The organism is Mesorhizobium sp. M0678, from assembly GCF_040320505.1.
In the GTDB taxonomy this organism is placed as follows: domain Bacteria; phylum Pseudomonadota; class Alphaproteobacteria; order Rhizobiales; family Rhizobiaceae; genus Mesorhizobium.
Genome location: NZ_JAMYPT010000007.1, coordinates 307,183 through 330,534, shown reverse-complemented (window position 1 = coordinate 330,534; position 23,352 = coordinate 307,183). Strand labels below are relative to the sequence as shown.

21 protein-coding genes are annotated in these 23,352 nt (G+C 62.2%); 9 read left to right on the top strand and 12 right to left on the bottom strand.

The window, feature by feature from the left end; translation table 11 throughout:
- Positions 1–54 precede the first annotated feature (54 nt).
- Both NKI29_RS16150 and oiaX read right to left on the bottom strand, forming a co-directional pair.
- On the bottom strand, positions 55–1,446 hold the full coding sequence (locus NKI29_RS16150) for a four-carbon acid sugar kinase family protein (protein WP_352644179.1): 1,392 nt from the start codon (positions 1,444–1,446) through the stop codon (positions 55–57).
- Between the two features lie 4 nt (positions 1,447–1,450).
- Positions 1,451–2,725 carry a 3-oxo-isoapionate-4-phosphate decarboxylase OiaX gene (gene oiaX, locus NKI29_RS16145; protein ID WP_352644177.1) on the bottom strand — a complete coding sequence of 425 codons (1,275 nt, stop codon included), beginning with the start codon at positions 2,723–2,725 and terminating at the stop codon, positions 1,451–1,453.
- 183 nt (positions 2,726–2,908) lie between these two features.
- Between oiaX and NKI29_RS16140 the strand changes: the two genes are divergently transcribed.
- Positions 2,909–3,622: a transcriptional regulator NanR gene (locus tag NKI29_RS16140; protein WP_352644175.1), complete on the top strand. Its 714-nt coding sequence runs from the start codon at positions 2,909–2,911 to the stop codon at positions 3,620–3,622.
- Positions 3,623–3,934: 312 nt separating this feature from the next.
- Positions 3,935–4,903 carry a GlxA family transcriptional regulator gene (locus NKI29_RS16135; RefSeq protein ID WP_352644173.1) on the top strand — a complete coding sequence of 323 codons (969 nt, stop codon included), beginning with the start codon at positions 3,935–3,937 and terminating at the stop codon, positions 4,901–4,903.
- Between the two features lie 78 nt (positions 4,904–4,981).
- Here the strand turns inward: NKI29_RS16135 and apnL are convergent, their stop codons facing one another.
- From apnL to NKI29_RS16100, 7 genes are all read right to left on the bottom strand, one after another.
- Complete coding sequence (gene apnL / locus NKI29_RS16130) at positions 4,982–6,889, bottom strand: D-apionate lactonase (protein ID WP_352644171.1); 1,908 nt, start codon at positions 6,887–6,889, stop codon at positions 4,982–4,984.
- The gene (locus tag NKI29_RS16125) at positions 6,886–7,920 is read right to left on the bottom strand and encodes a Gfo/Idh/MocA family protein (RefSeq protein ID WP_023675479.1); all 1,035 of its coding nucleotides are present in this window, start codon (positions 7,918–7,920) and stop codon (positions 6,886–6,888) included. Before NKI29_RS16125 ends, apnL begins: the two co-directional genes overlap by 4 nt.
- Position 7,921: 1 nt before the next feature.
- On the bottom strand, positions 7,922–8,986 hold the full coding sequence (locus NKI29_RS16120; protein WP_023675478.1) for an ABC transporter permease: 1,065 nt from the start codon (positions 8,984–8,986) through the stop codon (positions 7,922–7,924).
- Positions 8,983–10,527, bottom strand: a complete 1,545-nt coding sequence (locus tag NKI29_RS16115; protein WP_023675477.1) for a sugar ABC transporter ATP-binding protein — start codon at positions 10,525–10,527, stop codon at positions 8,983–8,985. The genes NKI29_RS16120 and NKI29_RS16115 overlap by 4 nt, the downstream gene beginning before the upstream one ends.
- Positions 10,524–11,177: a DUF2291 family protein gene (locus tag NKI29_RS16110; protein ID WP_352796670.1), complete on the bottom strand. Its 654-nt coding sequence runs from the start codon at positions 11,175–11,177 to the stop codon at positions 10,524–10,526. The genes NKI29_RS16115 and NKI29_RS16110 overlap by 4 nt, the downstream gene beginning before the upstream one ends.
- A gap of 113 nt (positions 11,178–11,290) precedes the next feature.
- Complete coding sequence (locus tag NKI29_RS16105; RefSeq protein WP_023675475.1) at positions 11,291–12,232, bottom strand: D-ribose ABC transporter substrate-binding protein; 942 nt, start codon at positions 12,230–12,232, stop codon at positions 11,291–11,293.
- Between the two features lie 265 nt (positions 12,233–12,497).
- The gene (locus tag NKI29_RS16100; RefSeq protein ID WP_352568083.1) at positions 12,498–13,325 is read right to left on the bottom strand and encodes a phosphogluconate dehydrogenase C-terminal domain-containing protein; all 828 of its coding nucleotides are present in this window, start codon (positions 13,323–13,325) and stop codon (positions 12,498–12,500) included.
- Between the two features lie 341 nt (positions 13,326–13,666).
- On the opposite strand from NKI29_RS16100, the gene NKI29_RS16095 reads away from it, so the two are divergent.
- The 3 genes from NKI29_RS16095 (at position 13,667) to NKI29_RS16085 (ending at position 16,171) form a co-directional block, all read left to right on the top strand.
- Positions 13,667–14,341 (top strand): DUF2161 domain-containing phosphodiesterase, encoded by a 675-nt coding sequence (locus NKI29_RS16095; RefSeq protein WP_352620454.1) that lies wholly within the window; start codon positions 13,667–13,669, stop codon positions 14,339–14,341.
- Between the two features lie 147 nt (positions 14,342–14,488).
- Positions 14,489–14,914, top strand: a complete 426-nt coding sequence (locus NKI29_RS16090) for a hypothetical protein (RefSeq protein WP_023675471.1) — start codon at positions 14,489–14,491, stop codon at positions 14,912–14,914.
- A 66-nt stretch (positions 14,915–14,980) separates the two neighbouring features.
- Positions 14,981–16,171, top strand: coding sequence for an NADH-quinone oxidoreductase subunit D (locus tag NKI29_RS16085; protein WP_352568086.1), 1,191 nt, complete (start codon positions 14,981–14,983; stop codon positions 16,169–16,171).
- Positions 16,172–16,457: 286 nt separating this feature from the next.
- On the opposite strand, the gene NKI29_RS16080 is transcribed toward NKI29_RS16085, so the two are convergent.
- Positions 16,458–16,889: a hypothetical protein gene (locus NKI29_RS16080; RefSeq protein ID WP_023675469.1), complete on the bottom strand. Its 432-nt coding sequence runs from the start codon at positions 16,887–16,889 to the stop codon at positions 16,458–16,460.
- A gap of 475 nt (positions 16,890–17,364) precedes the next feature.
- Here NKI29_RS16080 and NKI29_RS16075 point away from each other — a divergent pair, with 475 nt between their 5' ends.
- Genes NKI29_RS16075 through NKI29_RS16065 form a run of 3 tightly spaced genes read left to right on the top strand, consistent with a single transcriptional unit; the run spans position 17,365 to position 20,171 of the window.
- Complete coding sequence (locus tag NKI29_RS16075; RefSeq protein ID WP_352568087.1) at positions 17,365–18,333, top strand: HlyD family secretion protein; 969 nt, start codon at positions 17,365–17,367, stop codon at positions 18,331–18,333.
- Complete coding sequence (locus tag NKI29_RS16070) at positions 18,330–19,943, top strand: DHA2 family efflux MFS transporter permease subunit (protein WP_352568088.1); 1,614 nt, start codon at positions 18,330–18,332, stop codon at positions 19,941–19,943. The genes NKI29_RS16075 and NKI29_RS16070 overlap by 4 nt, the downstream gene beginning before the upstream one ends.
- Positions 19,944–20,003: 60 nt before the next feature.
- Positions 20,004–20,171: a hypothetical protein gene (locus NKI29_RS16065; protein WP_084640998.1), complete on the top strand. Its 168-nt coding sequence runs from the start codon at positions 20,004–20,006 to the stop codon at positions 20,169–20,171.
- A gap of 4 nt (positions 20,172–20,175) precedes the next feature.
- On the opposite strand, the gene NKI29_RS16060 is transcribed toward NKI29_RS16065, so the two are convergent.
- Together NKI29_RS16060 and NKI29_RS16055 are read right to left on the bottom strand one after the other, a co-directional pair.
- On the bottom strand, positions 20,176–20,928 hold the full coding sequence (locus tag NKI29_RS16060; protein ID WP_023675466.1) for a metallophosphoesterase family protein: 753 nt from the start codon (positions 20,926–20,928) through the stop codon (positions 20,176–20,178).
- Positions 20,921–21,733 carry a nucleotidyltransferase family protein gene (locus tag NKI29_RS16055; protein ID WP_352448162.1) on the bottom strand — a complete coding sequence of 271 codons (813 nt, stop codon included), beginning with the start codon at positions 21,731–21,733 and terminating at the stop codon, positions 20,921–20,923. The genes NKI29_RS16060 and NKI29_RS16055 overlap by 8 nt, the downstream gene beginning before the upstream one ends.
- A gap of 706 nt (positions 21,734–22,439) precedes the next feature.
- Between NKI29_RS16055 and NKI29_RS16050 the strand changes: the two genes are divergently transcribed.
- On the top strand, positions 22,440–23,303 hold the full coding sequence (locus NKI29_RS16050; protein WP_352568089.1) for a hypothetical protein: 864 nt from the start codon (positions 22,440–22,442) through the stop codon (positions 23,301–23,303).
- Positions 23,304–23,352: the final 49 nt, after the last annotated feature.

Sequence of the window (23,352 nt, the reverse complement as noted above, 5' to 3'; positions counted from 1 at the left end):
AGTGGCATTGCCGCTGGTCTGAACGCCTGAGATTTCTGGTTTGCCGGCTAGTGACTATCCTCGATCCCGATCGAGCATCACCGATTTGACCTGACATTCCCCGCTCTCAACCGCGGACCCGACCCCATCGCGAATAGTGGAGAAATAGCGGTCGGTTCCGACCTGCCCGCCCTTGAGGGCAATTTCCAGCCCATCGATCGCCTTAATGCTTGAATGCGCCACACAAAGTGGCGAGCCCGGCGATGCCGGCAGCGGCATTCGCACCGTCAGCGCGTCGACGCCCATCTGGCCAAGTGCATGGCTCGACGTGTCGCCGCCGGCGATGACCACGCGCAGTAGCTTCTCTTGAAGCGTCAGTTCGCGGAGAACCTCGCCAAGGCCGCGGCCGAGCTTATGGCGGGCGCCTTCCCGGAGATCGATTTCTGCACCGCGGTCGGCCGCAGGTCCGAGCGCGGTGTAGAGGATGACGCTGCGCCCGGCCCGTAGGCTGGAGCGGCCGGTTGCCACCGCGCGCGCAATCGCGTCGTTCGAAGCCTCAGAAACCAGTTCGACCGGGTCGAGCTCGATCCCGTCGAAGCCGTCGGCCAGAGCATGACGGATCTGTCGTTCCGTCGTCGGCGAGCAACTCCCCGAGACCACGGCGATCCTGTCGGCAGCGCCCGGCGGCGAAAAGGCGGATTTGGTATCCACGATCCGGTTCGATGCCCATTCGACCAGCAAGGCATATTCGATGCCTGAAGAGCCGACGACGAAATAACCGCCCGGCTTGCGAGCGCGCCAAATCTCCTTGCCGGCAAGTGCTTGGGTTTCCAGGCTATCGACATCGACAAGCACGATACCTGAGCCATTCTCCACAAGCCGGTCGAATGCTTTCGACCGCGACGCGGACTGCAGCGTCGCCAGGTCGACCAGGCCGGAGGCGAGGCTGGTCTGGCGCGACAGATGGATCAGCAGGTCGGATTCGTCCATCGGCGTGGTCGGATGGCGGCTCATCACGGGATGGCGGTCGATGCGGAAATATTTTTCGCGATAGGCCGCGAACAGATGACCGAAGGCGGTGTAGCGCTTCAGCTGCGGCGCGCCGACCACCAGCGGCACGCCGTCTTGCCGGAAAACCGAGCGGCCGATTTCGATCGCCCGGCCGATGCTGCCGATTGCCGGGCTGGAATCGAAGGTCGAGCAGACCTTGTAGTGGCAGATCTCGGCGTTGACGGTCTTCAGCCAGGCGAAGGCATTCCGCAGATGCGTGTCCATCCACTGCGGCGTCTCGCTGCGGCTGGTGCCGGCCAGCCCGAGGGCGCGGCAATGCGCAAATTGTGAAAGCAGCGCCTCGTCCGGCTGGCGCATGAACAGGACGGTCGGCACGCCGCCGAGCTCGAGCGCCTCCATAACGTCGGTCGAGCCGGTCAGGTCGTCGCCATAGTAACTCAGAAGCAGGTTTTGCATGGCGTCAGGCCGCCTCGCCGCCGCCGAACTTCTCGATCGACCGCGCCAGCTCGACATGGCTCAAGGCATAATCCGCCAACGGAATGTCTTGGACCGCCGCCTGCCAGGCCTGCTGCACGGCGCGCACGCCGGCGCCCGGCCCGTCCGGGTGGCTGACGATGCCACCGCCGCAGAGATAGAGAAGATCGACCGTCCGGCCGGTTCGCTGGAAGGTTTCAGGCGCCTGCCCGCCCCACTGGCCGGAGCCGGCGACCGGCAATGCGCAATCGGCCGGCGAAAAGATCGGCGTGGTCACCGCCTTGAAGGATTCGACGAAGGACCAGTCGGGTTCCCAGTATTTCGAGGCGATGCCGTTGATCTGGAACTGGTCGACGCCGAGCAACCGCCAGAACTGCTGCCAGACCTTGAAATCCATGCCGAGGCCGGGATGGCGGGTGAGAATGTCCCAGCCATTGCGGTGGGCATGGAGCACCAGGCTGGAGCGCTTTCGGAGGTAAGCCATGCCACCAAAGCCGATCGAATTGATGTTGACCACCGCGCAATTGCCGCCGGCCTTTGCCACCAGATCGTGGTTTCGCATCATCTCGTCGGGATCGGCATGTGAAATGCCGAAGGCATACATGACCTTCTTACCGGTCTTCTGCTCGTGGTCGAGGATCAGCGGCATGATTGCCCTCACTCGCTCCGACAGCGGTGAATAGGCCGGGCTCATCAGCTTCTCGTCGTCCTTGATGAAGTCGACGCCGGCGGCAATCAGCTCTTGCACCATTGCGGCCGTCTCGTACGGGCGGAGTCCCAGCGCCGGCTTGACGATGGTCCCGATGATCGGACGATCCGCGACACCGGTCAGCCTGCGGCTGCCCGTGACGCCGAATTGCGGGCCCGGATGCGCGCCCCGGTACTCCTCGGGTAGCTTCATGTCGACGACACGGATGCCGGACAGGCCCTTGATCGAAAAGGCGCCGCCGATGGCGATGGTCATCAGCGCCGACAGGTCGGTGCCGATGGCGTCCAGCGGAAAGGCGATATCGATGTCGGCGCGCTTGACCGGGCCGTTGCGTGCTTCGGGGCTTGCTCCGGAACCGGTTTCGGGAAGGGACGGCCGGTCCGCGTCCGGCAGATGCCGTATCGCCAGGACTCGCGCTGCGACCCTAGCCTTGAGCTCTTCCGTCTCGCCGGCCAGCGCGACGAAGGTCCCGGTCGACTGGTCGCTTGCAATCTTGGCCGCCAGCGCCTCGATATTGCCGGGCGTTTCGATGCGATAGGTAAGAACAATCATATTCGCGCGGCCTGCCGGGGAGGTTTCGAAAAAGGTTCCTTGGCCCTCGAAATCTGGTATAATGAGTACATAAGCATTGCAAGCCCTATCCGGCTTGGCGGTAAGGGCGAGTCGGCAACAGGCGTTCCGGAATTCACGGCGGAAATGCTAGGTATAGGCCGGTCAAAGGAGTGATTCGCGACGATGAACCGTTCGGAGCCGATCGTCCGGCGCAAGCTTTCCGACGAAGTATTCTTGAGACTGAAGCGCCTGATCACCGGCGGCGAATTGCTGCCGGGTGACGACATGCCGTCGGAGCGCGAATTGATGGAGCGTTTCGAGGTCGGCAGGCCGGCGATCCGCGAGGCGATGCAGGCGTTGAGCAATATGGGGCTGGTCGCGATCTCGCATGGTGAGCGTGCCAAGGTGCTGCAGCTCACCGCCAAGTCGATCATCAAGCAGGTCGACGGCGCAGCCAAGATCATCCTGTCGTCATCGAAGGACACGCTCGAGCACCTCAAGAACGCGCGCATCTTCTTCGAGCGCGGCATGGTCAAGGAAGCTGCAGAAAAGGCCACAGCCGAGGACGTGCAGCGGCTGCGGGAAACGGTCGCCGAGCAGCGCAGCCATCGTGGCAACTCGGAAGCCTTCATATCCGCCGACATGAAATTCCACACACAGATCGCGGCAATATCCGGTAACCCGATCTATGTCGCTGTCAGCGAGGCAATGCTAGGCTGGCTAAAGGAATACCACACCGAAATGCTGATCTGGACCGGCAAGGAAAAGTTCACGCTGACCGAGCATGAAGAGATCGTCGGACGCATCGAAGCCAAGGATGCGGATGGCGCCGAGAAGGCGATGATCAAGCACCTCGAACGCTCGCGCGCGCTCTACGTGATGAATTCCGGCAGCTGAAAATCAAGTGCAGGTCCCGACCGGCGTCGCGGTCGGACCTTGTTCTCGGCCTACTGGCTGACCACAGATCAGCCTGAGCCCGGACCGACGCAGTTTTATGTTGCCGTCTGAATCCGGTGTATGTGCCGCGTTGTTTTCATTCAGCGATTTCAGCATTTGCATCTTCCCAGCCGTGGATTTCCGCCGCCCGCTTTCGTCAGCAGGCCCGCATAGGCCCGTCTTGGAGGCGCCTGGCTTCTTCTTGAATTGGCAATTCTTGCAAAGACTATGCTAGATTTGCCAATCGGCGAGAACGACACCGGGAGAACCGCAATGGCTGACAGGAGCCTCCACGTCGTGATCTGGCTGCCGTCGAATTTCTATTCGGCCGTCGTCTCGACGCTCGTGGAAATGTTTCAGCTTGTGAATGACGTCTGCCGTTCACAGGTTCTCTCCTGTGAGTTCGTTTCAAGGGGCGCGCCGTCGGCATCAACCACAGGAATTTTCTTCCCGACGAAGGCTCAACCATCCCGGAAAATGGATGTCCTGATTCTCATTGCGATGCCGGGTGTCGAGATTCCGGAGCTTCTGCGCTCGCTCGACGAGGAGAGTGAACATTCAAAACCGCTGATCGCGCTCGCGCAACAGCAGGACGCAATCATCGCAGCACATTGCGGCGCGTGTTATCTGCTCGCCAATTCGGGATTATTGGACGGTAAACGCGCAACGATATCCTGGTGGCTGAAAGCCGAGGCAAGCCGCCGGTTTCCGCAAGTGCGATGGGACGCTTCCCGCCTGCTCATTCGCCAGGACCGCCTTTACACATGCGGAGGCGGGTTTTCCGGACTCGAACTCGCCAGGGCTTTGCTGATCGATCTGGGCTTCTCGAAGGAGGAGCGGATCATTCGAAAACTTCTGGTTCTTCCTCCGCCGCGCAAATTCCAGAGTCCCTACGAATTTTCCCTCGACGAAATTTCGAACGAGGCCAGCCCATTCGAGAACAAGCTGCGCGAGCTCTCGAAAGACAAGATGTCGGAAATCGATCTGAAATTTCTCGCAACTGAATTGGGCATGTCTTCGCGAACCCTGTCTCGCAGATTTTTCGACGAACTCCAGACAACGCCGGGAAAATGGATCCAGGAACGGCGGCTGGAGTTGGCAAAATCCATGCTTGAGGAAACGAAACTGAGTGTTTCAGAAATTTGCTATCGCGTCGGATATCAGGACGTCGCCTCGTTCAGCCGTCTTTTTTCCAAGACAACTGGAATGGCACCAGGCGAGTTTCGAAAGCAAATCCGGTGACAAGTCGGCAACGGAAGTGCTGCGGCTACGGGCAACCGCCGCGGAAGTGCGGCTATCCATGAGCCTCGGCAAATGACTTCAGCCGATCCGGACGATTGCATAGGGTGTCATCACAAGATGGTCCCGGACCGACGTATCTCGCGGAATCTTGCGCGATATTCGTCCATCCCAGATCTTCAGAGGACCCCGATCGGAGCCGAGCCCGGAAACATCGACTGGAACGTCGTCCGAGGTAAGGTTCGCCAGCCAGACGATGATCTTGCCTGTCTGGGAGCGGCCGGCCAGTGCCAGCACCCGCGTCTCATCGGTCGTTGTCGCCGCCACATGCGCATGGCCGGCCAGATCGCAAAGTCCTTTCACCGCGTGGAAAATCGGCCGGGGTGCACCTTCTTCGACAGGTTCGCCCGACGAGGCCAGTACGCCGAACGGTCCGGTGAAGCTGCAGAGCGTGAGCATTTCGAGCCCGGCCGGCGCAACGCGCGCGGCATAGCCGATCGTCCACGCGGCCCCGAACAGCCCGGCATGGCGAGGGTCGCGGTCGGCCATGGCAATGCGCTGATTGTCGGGATTGGCCTTGGTCGCGCCGCCATAAGGGTTCTGGCGCATGGCAATGGTCGACGGCCCGATCCGATAAGGTATTGTTCCGAAGATCGTTCGTACTGACGCCGTGATGAAAGGCAGTGCCCCCAGCGATTGCATGACGCTGAGATCGTCGGCGGCGTGCACGATCGGGCAGGTGCAATGCGTGACGAAATCGAGCGGGTCAGCCGGCACACGCTTGCGATTGAGTTCGGTGAAATAACTGAACATGCCGCCACCGAGGCTGGTGTCGGGAAAGGCGCGCCGCGCCGCGGCATAGACGTCTTCGAGCGGTGGGCATTGCGGCCATGCGCTGCCCGGCGGCGTCGACTGCCGGTCGACCGAGGGCGAGACGGCAATGGCCGAAAGCTTGAGCCCGGCCTGGCGCACCATGTCGGCGACGCCTGAAAGCTCGGCGTCGAGATCGCCGTCGCCGGCAATGACACATTCGAGCGTTGTCCGGACCGGATAGGCGGCGGCGAGCTGGGCGTAAGCCCGCAAGGCGTCGAGCCCATGGCCACGCGTCGGGTCGTAATGGAACATCAATTGCTGCGGACCAAGCTCGGACAGCATCGGCAGCTTGCCCAGCGCCGCCTCGACCTCATCCGGATAGACGATCACGCCGATATCCGGCAGCGCCGGTCCGGCTTTGCCGAGCGTGACGCGAATTGGTTCGACGGTTGCCGCAGCCGCCGGCAGTTTCCCGCGACCCTCTATCCGCAAGCTGATGGTCTGGCGGAAGGTCTTGCCGGCGGGCAGCACATAGGGCCATGGCAGCGCGAGCGGCCGGACATAGGTCTTGTAGGAGGCATCCGACCAGTTGCGCTGGTCCTCCATCTCGAAAGTATCGCCTTGCATACGGCATTCGGCGGTGACGCCCGGCCGGACCTCATGGGTGATCGCCCGCAGATCCTTGAAAGGCTGCCAGGCATCGATCAGCTCTGGAAGCCGCGTCGCGACCACGCTGCCATCGGTATGCTCGACTGTGACCGGGCTGCCGGCCAGGCCGGCAATCGGATGCAGGATGCAGAAGCCGCAGCGATTGGTCTCGAAATCGTTGTCGGGAAGAGCGCTCACGTCGAAGATCAGCTGGCCATCAGCCGAGCCCTTGATGGTCGCACGGAAGTCGAGCCGGCTTCCCTCTGGTCCGAAACAACCTGCCGAATAGCTGACGAAGAAAGCGTCATCGCCCTGGTCGATGATTAAATCGGTGAGCGTCGGCTCGTAGGTGCCCCAGTCGCGATCCCTGACGATGTAGGCGATGGCACGCAGAACTTCGGTGTCGCCGTGGCGGATGCTGCGCAGATTGCCGTTGACGAAGTCCGCCGTCAGCGCGCCGGCGCGCAGCCTGACCGGTTCGGCTTCAACGGCACGTGTGCCGTAGAGGAGGAAGGCGTCGGCTGTCATTTCAGCAAGGCGTCGAGTTGCACCGGCTCCCGGCTTGCGGCGCCGGCATAGGCTGCCTCGACCAGCGCTAATGTCTTGAGGTTGTCCGCGCCCGAGGTCGCGGGCTCGGTTCCGTTGGTCAGGCAATCGACCCAGTGCTTTTGAATGGCGACGACGCTTTCCTGGATGTTGTGCCACGGCCGTGATGCCCAGGCCAGCAGCGGTGGCGAGACGTCGCTCACGGCTGTCCCGCTCCTGCCGGTGACGGTGAGCCGGTAGCCCTGCGCCAGCCGGATCGTGCCGTCGCTGCCGTCGATCTCGATCAGCGTCTCCGGAAACGGCTCGGTAGCGAGCTTGCTCGCGTAGCTGCAGTCGACCACGGAAGTGGCGCCGCTCGTGTGGTCCATCAGCATCGTCGCAACGTCCTCGCCGGCAATGCCGGGATTGATGCGCGCCGTTCGCGCAGTGACGGTCGAGACGTCGCCCAGCAGGAAGCGGGCGATGTCGAGGATGTGGATACCCAGATCCTCGATGATGAAGCGCTTTCCCGTCGCCAGATAAGGCTGGCCAGAAAACACGTCATAGGCAGAGCGGAACGAGATCCGTCCGAAAAAGGGGGGGCCGATTTCGCCGCTGTCGAGCACGGTACGCACCGCCTGGATCGGCGACTGCCAGCGAAAATTCTCATGCACCATCAGCGGCACGCCGGCGTCAGCACAGGCCTTTACCATCGCCTTGGCGTCGGCAAGCGTCGGCGCAAACGGTTTTTGGCAGATTGCCGGAACGCCGTGCTGCGCCGCCATCTCCACGAGCATTCTGTGGCTTGGTGCGGTGGTGGCGATGTCGACGAAATCCAGCCTTTCGCCGGCAAACAGCGCTGCCGCGTCGGTATAGCGCCGCGCGACCCCGAACTGGTCGCCGACGATCCGCAGCCGGTCCGGATCACGGTCGCAGATGGCGGCGATCGAGGCGCCCTCTATGTCGCGCCAGGCATGCAACTGGTTGACGGCAAAGAAGCCGCAGCCGATCAGCGCTCCACGCAGTTCCGCCATGTCAGCCGGCCTTTGCCATCTGCATCAGCGTGACACGGCTCTGCAGCCGGCGCTGTGCCTGGTCGACGACGACGGCGACGATGATGACGAGGCCCTTGATCACCATCTGCCAGAACGAGCTCACTCCCATCATCACCAGCCCGTCCGAAAGGATGCCGATGACGAAGGCGCCGACAATGGTACCGCCGATGGTACCGCGACCGCCCGACATCGAGGTGCCGCCGAGCACCGCCGCGGCAATGGCGTTCAGCTCGAAGCTCTCGCCGGTCGCCGGATGCGACGCCATCAGCTCGGACGAGATGATCAGCCCGACGATCGCCGCGCAGAAGCCGGAGAACATGTAGACGAACATCTTCACCATATTGACGCGGACGCCCGAAATCCGCGCCGCCCGTTCGTTGCCGCCGACCGCGAAGATGTGGCGGCCGAGCGGGGTGTATTTGGCGAGATAGGCCGCCCCTAGCGCAACGACGAGCAGAATCCAGAGCGCGACCGGCAGGCCGAGCAACCGGCCGGCGCCGAGAAAGCCGAATCCGGTGGTGCCGAGCTCCGGCTTGCCGACGAGATTGGGGAAAGTACGGCCGTCCGACGACAGCAGCGCCAGGCCGCGTGCGACATAGAGCACGCCGAGCGTGGCAATGAAAGGCGCAACGTTAAGCCTGGTGATCAGCAAGCCGTTGACGGCGCCGATCAATATGCCGACGGCAAGCGTGATCAGCGCGATCTCGAAGACGTTGAAATAGATGGTGTAGCCGACCTGCAGGTCGATGCCGTTGAGCACGAGGTAGCCGGCCACCATGCCGCACAGGCCGACGATCGAGCCGACCGACAGGTCGATGCCGCCGGTGATGATGACGAAGGTCATGCCCATTGCGAGGAATGCGTTCAGCGCCACGTGCTTCGACATCAGGATAAGATTGGCGGCCGATAGGAAATTGGGGGCGGCTATCGAGAAGAATAACAGCACGGCGATCAGCGCGATGAACGTCCTCGCCTTCATCAGCGTCAGCAGGACCGAGCCGCCCGACATGGAGTTGACCGCCGCCTTGGCTGGGATGTCAGTCATGCGCCTTGCTCTCCGTGCGGGACCGGTCCGTGGCCGAAGGCCGAGGCAGCGACGAGCGCGGCCTCCGTCGCCTCTGCGCGATCGAACATGCCGGTCAATTTTCCATTGCTCATCACTGCGATACGGTCGGACAACGCCATCACTTCGTCGAGATCGGAGGTGGCAAACAGAATCCCCAGGCCGTCGCGCGACAGCTTGCGCATGGTGCGGAACACGTCGGCCTTGGCGCCGACGTCGATGCCGCGGCTGGGCTCGTCCATCAACAGCACCTTCGGGCCGGTGAGCAGCGCCTTGCCGATCACCACCTTCTGCTGGTTGCCGCCTGACAGCGACGAGACTTCCTGCGCCGGATCGGCGACCTTGATGGCCAGTTCGCGCACCGTCTGGGTCACCGCCTGTCGTTCGGCGGCACCACGAATGTGGAACAGGCGCACGAACCGCGACAGGCTGGCCAGCGTCAGATTGCTGGCGACGGAGAGGATCGACACCAGCCCTTCGCGCTGGCGGTCTTCGGGGATCAGCGCCAGGCCGCGCCGGATGCGCCGCGTCGTGTCGCGCTCGTGCACTTTTTTGCCGGCAATGAATATCGCGCCCGTCGAATGGCCGTGGCGGCCCATGATGCAGTCGAACAGCTCGCTGCGTCCGGCGCCCATCAGGCCATAGATGCCGAGGATTTCGCCGGTGCGTAGCGATAGCGAGACGTGATCGACCGCAAGCCCGCCGGTGACGCGCGGCAGGCAGATGTCCTCGGCGCGGAATATTTCCTCGCCCGGCACATGGCCGTCGGCCTTGGCGAAGTCCTTGGCGTCCGAGCCGATCATCTGCCGCACGATCCACTGGGTGTCGACGTCTTTCATCTCCGCCTGGCCGGTGATGCGCCCGTCGCGCAGCACCGTGATGGTGTCGCCGATGCGGATCAGTTCCTCGAGCCGGTGCGAGATGTAGACGATTGCCACGCCGCGTGCCTTGAGGTCGGCAATCACCTTGAACAGGATCTCGACTTCCGCCGCGCTGAGCGCCGAGGTCGGTTCATCCATGATCAGGATGCGCGCATCGAGCGAAACCGCCTTGGCGATCTCGACCAGCTGCTGCTGGCCGATGCGCAGATCCTCGACCAGCATGTCGGGCCGGATGCCGGCTTCCAGGCGTTCAAGGAACTCCGCCGCGCGGCGCTCCTGCTCCTTGCGGTCGATCTTGCGGAAGCGGTTGGTGATCTCGCGGGTGGCGAAAATATTTTCGGCGACAGTCAGATTGCCGAACAGATTCAGCTCCTGGAAAACCATGCCGATGCCGCGGCTCACGGCATCACCGGAAGACGAGAATGAAACCTCCTCGCCGTCCAGAAGGATGCGCCCGAGCGTCGGTTGCTCGACGCCGGCGATGATCTTCATCAGCGTCGATTTGCCGGCTCCGTTTTCGCCGACCAGCACGTTGACCGCGCCTTTGCGCACCTCGAAATTCGCCCGCTTGACCGCGACGGTGCCGGAATAGACTTTCGAGACGTCCTCCAGCTTCAGGATGACATCTTGATCGCCGGTCATGGCTTCGGCCCGATCTTTGCCTCCGCCGGCGTCACCAGAGGCAGGTCCTGGCCACTGCCCGGCGTATAGGCGCCAAGTACCTCGACGCTGCGGCCCTCGAGTGCCTCGCGCGGCAGCTTGGAAAGCACGGTCTTGTCGGCATAGGCGTTGAAAGCCTTGCCGAACTGGGCGAAGTCGATCTGGTTGGTGAAATCGTTGAACTGGATGAAGTCGAGGCTGTCGCGCAGCGCGGTTCCGCGCATGGCGGGTCCGATCTGCACCCGCGCGTCCGCCTTGCCGTCGCCGTCGGCATCGATGTCCATCGTCGCCGCGCGTGACTGTGTATTGGCTGCCACGACCTTGCCCTCGAGCCGAACGGCGAAGGTCCATGGCGAATTCGCCTGCTTCTTCGGGTTGCCGTATTTGGCGCCGGCAGCGGCGGGATCGGTCTTGGCCAAGGTGTGAACGTCGGCAAACGGCCCGGCCTTCTGCTGCAGATAGGGTATGACTTTCGCCGCCCAGATGTCCTCGACCATCTTGTCGGGATTGAATGCGGAGCCAGTGCCGCCGTTTTCCGCTGACGGCGTCGGCAGGATCTTGCAGGCGGTCAGGCTGACTATAGCTGCAAGGAACGACGCGACAAAGATCGGCCGGGTCAGCTTGTTGAACATGTCGGCTCGTTCGGCATGGCGGTCAGGAGCATCCAGAGAAATGGAGGCAAGGACGAAATGGAAGCAAGAGACGAACCGGAGGCTCGTCCCTTGCTGCTTGATGTTACGCCGGCTCAGTTGGTGAGCGCGAACGTCTCCAGCTTGGCGGCATTGTCGCCATTGACCAGGACGCAATCCATCAGCTGCTTTTCCTCGGCCGGAGACTTCTTGTTCTTGATGAAGTCGTTGGCCTGCTCGACCGCCATCTGCGCCTGCGCGAAGGCCGGCTGCAGGACTGTCGCCTTGATGCCGCCGGAGGTGATCGAGTCGCGCACGTCGTTCGACCCGTCGAAGCCGACGACGATGACGTCCTTGCGGCCGGCAGCGGCAAGTGCCGCATAAGCGCCCATCGCCATCGTGTCGTTGCCGGAGATCACGCCCTTGATATCGGGATTGGCCTGGAGGATCGATTCCATCTTTGAATAGGCCTCGGTCTGGCTCCAATTGGCCGACTGCTGCGCCACCATCTTCAGGTCCGGATAGTCGTCGATGACGTCGTGGTAACCCTTGGAGCGGATGCCGGCATTGGTGTCGGATTCCTTGCCGACGAGCTCGACGAAATTACCCTTCTCGCCCATCAGCTTGACGAATTCCTGTGCGCCGAGCTGGGCGCCCTGATAATTGTTGGAGACGATCTGCGCGACGGCAACGCCGGTGGCATTGATCTCGCGATCGATCAGGAAGGAAGGAACGCCCGCGTCCTTGGCCTTCTGCACCGCGGCGACAGTCGCGTCGGCGCCGGCATTGTCGAGGATGATCGCCTTGGCGCCGCGGCCAATCGCCGTGTCGATCAATTCGGACTGCTTGTTGGCGTCGTCGTCATGGACGAGCACCAACGCCTCGTAACCGAGTTCCTTGGCCTTGGCCTCCGCGCCGACAGCTTCCGCCTTGAAGAACGGATTGTCATGCGAGGGCGTGATGATGGCGATCAAATCCGCCGCATAGGCGGGTGCGGCGGTGCCAAGCGCCAGCATGCCGGCAAAAGCCGCAAGCGTCATTCTGCGTGTCAGTTTCATGTATTCCTCCCGTTGAAAATCCGTGCCTTATCCCAAGGCTATATGCATTCGATTTCGTTAGCCGGCCGTAGGCGGCGGGTCGCGTCAGATTCACAAGCCCTTGGCCGGCTTCACCTCGACGGATCGCTCCCCCTATCCTCCACTCATCCAGCGCCTGATCCTGCTGCGAAGCTTGACGGTCCGATCCATCGAACAGCTAAGCCAACTGGTATAATGAGTCAATGACAATTTCAGGTGACATGTTCCGGAGAACGCGTCGCTGCCCTCAAGTGATGCGCTGAATGCTCGCGGCAATCTCCTCCGGCTCGAACACCCGCTTCCAGTCGTCGCGCATCAGCACCGGCTTGCCGAACTCTATCGCCTTGTTGCAGGCGTCGGAGAACACGCCTTTGGTCTCGCCGAAGATGACGGCGCCAAGCACGTTCATATGGCCAAGCAGGAAGTCGAGCGCCGCCTGCTTGTCGACCCCGCGCGCCACCACCTCGTCAACGGCCTCCTTCATGACGACGAGCAGCGAAGCGCATACCGTTTCCGAAAGGCCGGGCTCGAGCAGCGCCATCTGATCGACCGTGACGCGATGCGAGCGCATGACCGGCGCCCAGATGATTTTTGCGATCGCCTCACCCTTGGCGAAATCCTCCTCCGGTCCCTGCATCAAGGCGCTGACCATATGCTGCTTGGCCTTGACGCCGCCGAAATAGTCCTTCTTGGCCGCCATGTCGGTCTCGTCGTTGAAGATCGGCGGATGGCAGGGGTGGGTGACGAAATAGGTCAGGTCCGGCCGCTTCGGCAGGTGGCCGGCGAAAGGTGCTGCGGCGTCGAGCACGACGACCATGGTGCCTGACGCAAGCTTGCTCTCGATACTCGCCGCGACCTTGCCGATATGCGTGTCCGGAACCGCCAGGATCACCACATCGGCGCCATCAAGCGCCTCATCGGCGCTGACGGCATCGATGCCGAGGCCCGACTTAAGCCGCTCGCGGCCGGCGTCGCTGACCTCGACATGGCGTATCGTATAGGGAGATCCGCGAAAATTGGTCGACAGACGGTAACCCATTTTGCCGCCCGCACCAAACAGCGCAATCGTTGTCATGTGTCCGTTACTCCTGAATTCCAACGACGGCCCTGCCGATCGTCATCCCATTGACTAGTGTGCACATTGCCGCCGGTTGGCGGATTAGAGAACGCAGGGGAGCCGCCGCTCAAATGACGATGCCATGGACGATGTCTCGGGCGCCCGGATGTCCAGCACAGCGCAGCTACGCGGAGCATGCTACCTTAGGTACACATTATACCAGCATACCAAATTGGCAAGCGGCCATGGCACGGCTCTGACCGCTTGCTCGGCCGTCGTTTACCTCCTGTTCAACGGCAAGGAGCGATAATCGCGCTGAACCGCCGATCGGCGGGATGATTCGCAGCCGACAAAGGCCCATGCTCGAAACGTCACTCTACAACCCGGTCAAGGCCTTCCTCGAAGGCCTGGGATTTATAGTCAAGGGCGAGATCGGCGGCTGCGATCTGCTGGCGCTGAGTGCCGACTCTCCACCGATCGTCGTCATCTGCGAGCTGAAGCTGAAGTTCAATCTCGAGCTCATCCTCCAGGGCATCGACCGTATGGCGGCGAGCGACGAGGTCTGGCTAGCGGCATGCATGTCGGCCCGTGGCAAGGGCCGTGAGAGCGATGTGAGATACCGCAATCTCTGCCGTCGGCTCGGCTTTGGCCTGCTTGGCGTGCGACCGAACGGCGAGGTTCAGGTGCTGCTCAGCCCGACGGCATTGGCTCCGCGTCGCGATCCCCGGCGCCGCTCGAAGCTAATTGACGAACACCGGCGTCGGCAGGGCGATCCTGTCGCCGGCGGCGGCTCGCGTGCGCCGATCATGACCGCCTATCGCCAGCAGGCGCTGGCATGCGCCGCAGCCCTCGCCGACGGCCCAAAGCGGCCGCGTGACTTGAAGCCCAACCTGCCGAACGCGCCTAAGATCCTGCTGCACAATGTGTATCGCTGGTTCGCGCGCACCGATCGCGGGATCTACGAACTGACCGCTCAGGGCCGTGAGGCGTTGCAGCGCTGGCCGCAGCCCGATCGCAGCCACACCGCTGCCTGAGACAGGCAACGCCGGATTTCGCGCCCTGCTTTCCGCGACAATCACGGCTTTCGGCAAGACATCACCTCGGTCACGGAACCATATTTCGACACGATGGTTTTGTCGTCACCGAATTGATCGTCCGCTGAGCAAACGGAAGGAACGGCCATGCGCCTATCGACGACAATTGCCACACTTTCGGCACTGGCCCTTGCCTCGCCGGTCTATGCGCAATCCGTGGGACCAGAGCTTGCTCCTGTCCCGCCGACGGCCCCGCAAACCCTGCCGGAGCAAGCCACGCCCGAAGGGACCACTCCCGACCAGACTACACCTGACCAAGCCTTCTCCGCCCAGAATTTCACTGCAGTGACAATCGTGGCGATGGAGGATCTGCCTCCTGACATCAAGGCACAGGCGGAGGCCGTCGTCACCCAGACCAGCGCCGAGGATTTGCGCATCCTGCAAAGTTCGATCGACGCATCGCCGCAGGCGGCATCGGCGCTGGCGGCGAACGGGCTTAATTCCACGCAGGTCGTCGCAGCCAATATCGACGGCGACGGCACGCTGACGCTGATCATCCAGACGACGACGTGAGCGGCTGAAAGCGGACAAGCCGGCTCCGGCACGGAAACGAAGGCCGCCCGATCGCGGAGGACTGTCATGGCCGAGGCTGCAGTTCGCAACTTCACCATCAATTTCGGGCCACAACATCCCTCCGCTCACGGTGTCCTGCGGCTGGTGCTCGAACTCGACGGCGAGATCGTGGAACGCGCCGATCCCCACATCGGCCTGCTGCATCGCGGCACCGAAAAGCTCATCGAGTACAAGAACTACCTGCAGGCCTTGCCCTATTTCGACCGGCTCGACTACGTCGCGCCGATGAACCAGGAGCATGCATTCTGTCTCGCCGCCGAGAAGCTCCTCGAAATATCGGTTCCGAAACGCGGACAGCTCATCCGCGTGCTTTTCTGCGAAGTAGGCCGGCTGTTATCGCACCTCCTCAACGTCACCACGCAAGCCATGGACATCGGCGCGCTGACGCCGCCGCTCTGGGGTTTCGCCGAGCGCGAGAAGCTGATGGTCTTTTATGAGCGCGCGTCCGGCGCCCGCATGCACGCGAATTATTTCAGGGTCGGCGGCGTGCATCAGGATCTGCCGCCGGAACTCCTCGACGACATCTGGAAGTTCTGCGATCCGTTCCTCAAGGTCTGCGACAATCTCGAAGAGCTGTTGACCGAGAACCGCATTTTCAAGCAGCGCAATGTCGATGTCGGCGTGATCGGCCTCGACGATGCCTGGGCCTGGGGCTTTTCCGGCGTGATGGTGCGCGGATCGGGCGCGTCCTGGGACCTGCGCAAGGCGCAGCCATACGAATGCTATTCGGAGATGGATTTCGATATCCCGGTCGGCAAGCATGGCGACTGCTACGACCGCTATCTCGTCCGCATGGAGGAAATGCGCCAGTCGGTCCGGATCATGCGGCAATGTCTGGAAAAGTTGCGCTCACCCGAAGGCCAGGGACCGGTCGCGATCCCGAACCGCAAGATCACGCCGCCGCCGCGTGCCACGATGAAGCGCTCGATGGAAGCGACGATCCACCACTTCAAACTTTATACCGAAGGCATTCGCGTGCCGAGCGGCGAAGTCTATGCCGCCGTCGAGGCGCCGAAGGGTGAATTCGGCGTCTACCTCGTGTCGGACGGGGGCAACGTTCCCTACCGATGCAAGATCCGCGCACCTTCCTTCGCCCACCTGCAAGCGATGGATTTCCTGTCCCGAGGCCATATGATCGCCGATGTTGCCGCGATCATCGGCTCGCTCGACATCGTGTTCGGAGAAATCGATCGCTAGTTTAGCCAGGTCGCAGGATCTTCCCCGATCGCAGGATCATTCGTCGTTAGTAGCCGCGCAGGCAGGCCTGGACGGCGCTCGACCGCCGGTCAGACGAAGGCCCTCACCTGCGGCGGGCCAGCTCAAATTCTCACATCAAAGACGGACGCATGGCCGCGACAAGGCGCAGCCAAGCGTCGAGGAGTTTCACAATCTGCGCGGCCCGACGGGGCACGAGCCCTTCCAAGTTCGGAAGCGCTCTCCACGGCGCGGAAAGAACGCGTGTTCCGCCGTTCCTCGTACCGCCTCAATGCACGATCAAGCCCTTCATCCAGGCAACAAATCTGTTGCCGCGAACTATCCCGCGCACCCTGGCAGCGGCCCATCTCGCTTGCATCGTAGCGCCGACATGGCAATGGCAGACGATTTGGTGCAACTGCCGGTCGCTCAGTTCGAAGAAGCGCTTTGCCTCACCATAGGTATCATCGCTGAGACCCATGGCACGCAGAACCGGATCCTCGAAGGCGACAGTGAGCGGCGTCCCAGCGCCACGCGATCTGTCACGCGCTTCCCTGTTCATATATTCGGTGCCTGGAAGCGCCCCAAGGCATCGCGTCGGGTTTTGTTCGAGAAGTTCCGCCCAACGTTCAATCCGCTGGGTTCGAGTCATCGCCGGATACGCCGCGAAGGACTCAACTTCCGCGACGGCCTGCAGTTGGTCGAGTGTTTGATGTTTCATGGTCGGCTCCTGTCGACAGGTGAATTCGCCCACGCCTACATGATCAATTATCGCGCCATGGAGCGCTGACAAGGCCGGACCGTCGCAACATGAGGCGTACGGATCACCTGCCCGGTGAAGCGGCGCTCGAATTCCGACGCGCCCCCGCCTGTGTTCGATGTCGACCCGTTAACCGAACCCGTTTCCGGACAGGAACTTTTGCGGAAGCTTGCCGTTTGGCTTTGCGTCCGCTTCGGCGGCTGCAATATCAGTCTTGAAAGCAATTCCGTTGGACACGAAGCCTCAACGCGTCGAACAAGACGTCGAGCCTGTAAATGAAACCCGGGAGCAACCGGCCCCGGTTCGAGAATCTCGTGAGCGATCGGCAGAGCCCCGGCAGGAAAAACCCGACGGGAATGCCTCGCAACGAAAGGCCGGTCTGCTCGGCTTTCCCAGGCGCCATCCCTATGCGGCCGCAGCCATCGCGCTTGCGCTGTTGCTCGTCGCGGCAGGTATCGCGATCTGGTGGCTGAACGCTCGCCAGTACGAATCGACCGACGACGCCTTCATAGATGCGCGCACAGTGACGATCGGTGCGCAAATAGCCGGCCGCATTACCGAGCTGGCGGTTACCGACAATCAGCATGTACAGGCGGGCGATGTCCTCCTGCGTATCGACGACAGCGACTATCAGGCAAACCTGAAGCAGGCCGACGCCGGCGTCGCCGCGGCCGAGGCCGAAATCGTCAATGTCGCCGCCCAGATCGAGGCTCAAAACGCAAAGGTAAACGCTGCCCAGAGGCAGGTTGCACAGGCCAAGGCAGCGCTGGATTTCGCCAAGGCCGAGGATCAACGCAATCGCGAACTCCTGGCCAGGGGCACAGCAACGCAGCAGCAGGCGCAGCAGGCGGCATCGATGTTGCGTCAGGACCAGGCCGCGCTGGACAGCGCCGAGGCCAATGTCGCCTCCGCAAAAAGCCAGGTTTCGGTCTTGCAGGCACAGGCCAGGAGCGCCGAGGCGCAGCTCGAGCAGGCAAAGGCCAGCCAGGAGCAAGCCCGCACGACGCTGTCGCGCACGACTATCACAGCACCCGCAGCCGGGCGCGCAACGAGCATTTCCGCCGCTAAGGGCACCTACGCCCAACCCGGCCAGGTATTGATGATGTTCGTTCCCGACGAGGTCTGGGTGAAGGCCAATTTCAAGGAGACGCAGCTCGATCTGATGCGGCAGGGACAGCCGGTCGACATCGACATCGACGCCTACCCGGACAAGTCCTTCCATGGCCGCGTCGACAGCATTCAGGCCGGCAGCGGCACCGCCTTCAGCCTCCTGCCGGCCGAAAATGCCACCGGCAATTACGTCAAGGTGGTGCAGCGCGTGCCGGTCAAGATCGTCTTCGACAAGCCGCCGGATGTGCTTCTCGGGCCAGGCCTGTCGGTGGTGCCGACGGTCAAGGTGCGATGAACGGCGAAACCGCCAGAAATCAGGGCGAAAGCCGATCCGCCGCCGGGACACACAATCCGTGGCTCATCGCCGTCGTCGTCTCCATCGCCACTTTCATGCTGGTGCTGGACACCTCGATCGCCAATGTCGCCCTGCGCGACATCGCCGGCAGCCTGGCGGCCGGAATGGATGAAAGCACCTGGGTGATTACCACCTATCTCGTTGCCAACTCGGTGATCATTCCGGTCAGCGGCTGGCTGGCAAGCGTCATCGGCCGAAAGCGCTACTACATGCTCTGCGTCGCGACCTTCACCGTCGCGTCGCTGCTGTGCGGACTGGCGCCCAACCTGGAACTGCTCATCCTGTTCAGGGTCCTTCAGGGCCTCGGCGGCGGCGGCATGGCGCCAAGCGAGCAATCGATCCTTGCCGACACCTTTCCGCCTGAAAAGCGCTCGCAGGCCTTCGCGCTTTACGGCATTGCCGTCATCGTCGCACCGACGGTCGGGCCGACGATCGGCGGCTGGCTGACGGACCATTTCTCCTGGCACTGGATCTTCTTCATCAACGTGCCGTTCGGCATCCTGTCGCTGGCCTTGGTGCAATGGCTGTTGGTCGAACCGGACGTACTCGAACGCGAACGCAAGGAACGGCTGGAAGGCGGCCTGAAGATCGACGGGGTCGGGTTCGTCCTGGTGGCGATTGCCTTGGGGTGCCTGGAGATCTTTCTCGACCGGGGCCAGCGCTACGATTGGTTCGCCTCGGATTTCATCACCACTTTCGCAGTGATTTCCGCGATCGCGTTCCTGCTGCTTATTCCATGGGAACTCAGTCGCGGCGATCCGGTCGTCGACATGCGCCTGTTGTTCACGCGCCAGTTCGGCACAGCCTTCCTGGTCATGATGGCGGTCGGTGCTATCCTGTTCAGCACCACCCAGATCGTGCCGCAGCTGCAGCAGACGACATTTGCCTATACCGCGACGCTCTCGGGCCTTTCGATGATGCCGGGCGGCATCGCCATGCTGATCTTGATGCCGGTGTCCGGATTTGTAGGCACCATCGTGCAGCCCAAATACCTGATCATGATGGGCATGTCGGTGGTCGCAGTGGCCCTCTGGCATATGACCTCGCTCACCCCGGACGCCAGCTTCCGCTTCTTTGCCTTTGCACGTGTTTTCCTGATGGTCGGGCTGCCGTTCCTGTTCATTCCCATCTCGACCGCGGCCTATGTCGGCCTGCCCCCGCAGAAGACCAACCAGGCATCGGCGCTGATCAACGTTGCGCGCAATATCGGCGGCAGCATTGGCGTCTCGCTGTCCAACACCGTCATTGCGCAAAGCTCCCAGATCCATCAAGCGAATCTGGTCGGCCACACCGTGCAGTCGTCGCCCGCCTATCAGCAGGCGCTTCGGCAGGCGACCGAGCATTTCGTCGCCCAGGGTTCGCCGATGGTCGAGGCGAAGCAGCAGGCGATCGGCTGGCTCGGCCAGTTGATCGCCCGCCAAGCCACGCTGCTCGCCTATGTCGATGTCTTCCGCTACTGCGCGGTGGCAACCGCCCTGCTCGTTCCGCTTGCTCTACTGCTGCGATCAAGCAAGTCGGGCAGCAGACAGGCGAATCCGGAGATGGGCTGACCAGAAGGCGGGAACCAGCTGACCCATTGCGTTGTTCTGCGCCAAGAGGAGATGATCACGATGGCCACTATTCCCACACCCGAGCCAACCCCGACCCCGGTGCCGCCGCCTCCCATCCCCGATCCCAAGCCCGTGCGTGAGCCGGACCCCGACAGGCTCCCCGACGAGGACCCCATTCCCAATCCGGATGAAAACGATATTCCGCCGAAGCGGGCGTTCAACATCTAGCCTATTAGATTTCGAGCACAGCGTAGGGGCGGCCGGTCGGCTTGGCGACATGCATGGCAACGTTATAGACCGACGCCCCGCCCGGTGTGCGGCCCTCGTAGGCGCCGCGATGCGCATGGCCATGCACCACCGCGCTAACCTGGAACCGGTCTATTGTCTCGGCCAGGCGTGACGAACCGAGAAACGGGAAGATCTCCAGCGGCTCGCCTTCGACCGTCTCGACGACAGGCGCATAGTGCAGAACGACAAGCGTGCGTTTGGCGCGGACCTGCCTCATCGCGTTTTCAAGCCGCATCGCTTCGTTCACGCTTTCCGCCACCATCGACTTGATGGCCGGTTCGCCGAAGGAGCCGAGCATGCGCGATCCAAAACCGCCAACGAAACCCTTGACCCCGACGAACCCGACCTCGTGAATCTCCGTCGCCTCGCCGTCGAGCAGGTGAACGCCCGCCTGGCGCAGAATGTCGGTGACCTGCTCGACGGCGCCTGACTCATAGTCGTGATTGCCAAGTACGGCGACGACCGGGATCGTGCAGGCACGCAGTTCCTCGGCAAGGATTTCGGCCTCCCGAGGCTTGCCGAGATTGGTAAGGTCGCCCGTCAGCACGAGAACCTGGGCTGCACGCGACATCTCGCCGAAAAGATCGCGGTACGAGGCCTGGTCCTCCTTGCCGACATGCAGATCGCCAATGGCGGCGACTTTGAGTGCGCTGCCGTTTTCCGCCTTCGGCGAAGCAGTTTCGAGCTCGTCAGCCATTGCTATGTTCTCCTTCACCGCCGACGTCGGCAAAACCCCAGTCGTTGACGTCGATCTCATAGTCAGTTCGTGAAAGCATGCGCCCACGGCAGATTTTCATCCGGGAAGGTGGCAATTCGCGCTGCTTGGCCAGCCGGTCAAGCAGCTCGTCGAGCAGCCAGGCGGGCACGCGGCCCCGCTCCGTCGGATAGATCCATCGGAAGTTCAAGAGATGCATCAGCAGAACTTCCCAATGAACTTCCATGTAGGAAAGCAGCCTTTGCCAGTCGATCTGGTCGTGGGCCTTGAGGATGGTGTGCGAGATGTCGGCACCATCGTGGCGACCGCGGTCCTGGATGAAACTTTTGGACCAGATAAGCTCGGTGGGCCCGATGATCCGCACCTGGCTGCCCAGCAATTCGCCCTGACGGGCGTGCTCCAGCCACTGGTCGTCGACAGGCATTGTGCCGTTCATCGAGGCGAAAATGACGTCGAAAAAATGGGTGCCCTTGAACACTTTGCCGAGCCACCGGTCGTCCTCGACCACGACGGCGTAGCCGATCTGCTTAAAATGGGCGAGGATGCGCGGGCAGTCGCCGGCCTTGCAGAAAATGTCGAGATCCTTGGTCTGGCGGATGATCCCAGTATAGGCGCTTACGGCATAGGTGCCGGCGACGAGAAAGGGGATGCCGGTCGCGACAAGTTCGCGGATCGCTTCGATATAAAAGACCTCCGCTTCGGCATTGCGAAGCGTCGGGGCGGCTTTTGGATCGACCGACGGAACGGATGCCGGGATGGCGCTTTCCGGTGGGGGATTAATGATCATAGCAATGGCTCCTGGCCCGGCAGACCAGCAGCCGCCTGTATCTAATAGCCAAGCATGCCCGATGGTTCCCGCCGTTACGCGGCACTGCCGCTCTCGCCTGCTGCATCAGGCGGACACGCCGCCGTGGCAGGCCTTCGAAGCGGTCATGGTTGTCGGCTGCGGCGCGGCCCTAAAAGGATATGTGAGCGGTCATTTTTGGCGTCAAGATCGCAGCGCGGTCAGCCTCAAGCGCGTCGAGGCGGAGTAGGCCCGCTGTCATCCTCGGGTCCGGAGAGGATTGGCTTCAACATGGTTCCCGAGCTATCGGAGGCGCTGCGCACCCGGCGCAACAGCCACCTGAGCGCCCGCGGCCAGACCGACTCTGTTTGCCGGAAAGCTGCAGGCGGCGTGGCGAAAAGGCCATTCTCCATTTTGTAGTCCCTCACTGTCTCAGTCCAATCAGCGTTCTTCAACGAGCAAAGCTTGTGTTGGTTCCGCGTCGCCATCGGCGGGAGCACGGGCTGGACAGGCGAAGTCATCATTGGTGGGTTCGAGCGGGCTGGCCCTCTGCAGCGAAATCAGTGGCCTCGGCGATCAAGTCGCGGAATTCAGCCCACTAGCCGGCGGGATTCAGCTCGTATCCTGATGCGCCGGCTCTGGACAGGACCCGCGAAGGCTGAAATTGTGATCGTATTTCCAGTTGCAAATTTGGTTGGGCTCGGCGGGGATGGCGCTGGTTTCTGAAGACATTGCCAGCCATCCGGCACTGCGTCGCCATGTCCAGGCTCAGTCGCGGACGTTTCTCCAGACCTATGAAGCGAACCCGCGGCTGGCTTCCGTATTCGCCACGCAACAGCGTTGGCTGATGGCCCATATCGGCCTTGGCTTGTATTTCAATCGAGAGCCGGACGATCATCGCAAGGGACTTACGTCCGCACGGTTCATGGACGACATCTGCCGGCATTCGGTGGCCAGCCGCAACACCGCCGATGCCTTCCTGAAGGAGATGCTGCATTACGGTTTCATCCGGCATCTGCCGATTAAATATGGGCGCATCCGCCCCTTTGAGCCGGCCGCGGGCACTCTGGAGACGGTTGCCGGCTGGGTCATGGCTCATCTGAAAACGCTGGACAGCCTGGACGGTGGATTTCGACTGCCTGCATTCGTCGCACAACCGGATGTGCTCGCCAAACTGCAGCCACTGGTGGCCGACGGACTGCTTTCGTCGCATGCCGTGCGCGAGCCAAGACAGACTTTTTCCTTGTTCACCTGGCTCGACAATGGCGGCATCGTCATGGATTGGCTGATGTCCGGCGTCGACCCCGATCATGCCGATCTGGACCGAATCCCGACCGGTGTCGTCTCAATCGGGGATTTCGCGAACTGGCTCAAGCTTTCCCGGACCCACCTGTCACGCAAATTGCGCGATGCCGAGGAACTCGGTAGCGTCGGCTGGTTGGGCCAGCGCGGTCACTCGGTCATGTGGGTGTCGAGCGAGTTCTATCAGGAATACATGACCGCCCAGGCGGTCAAGCTCGCCATCATCGATGCAGCCTTCGACAATTGTGTTGTAACTTCCGAAACCAGTTGAACCGCGAGCCGACCGCCGTCGTGGCAGCCTTGGCGCCGCCGCGACGGAG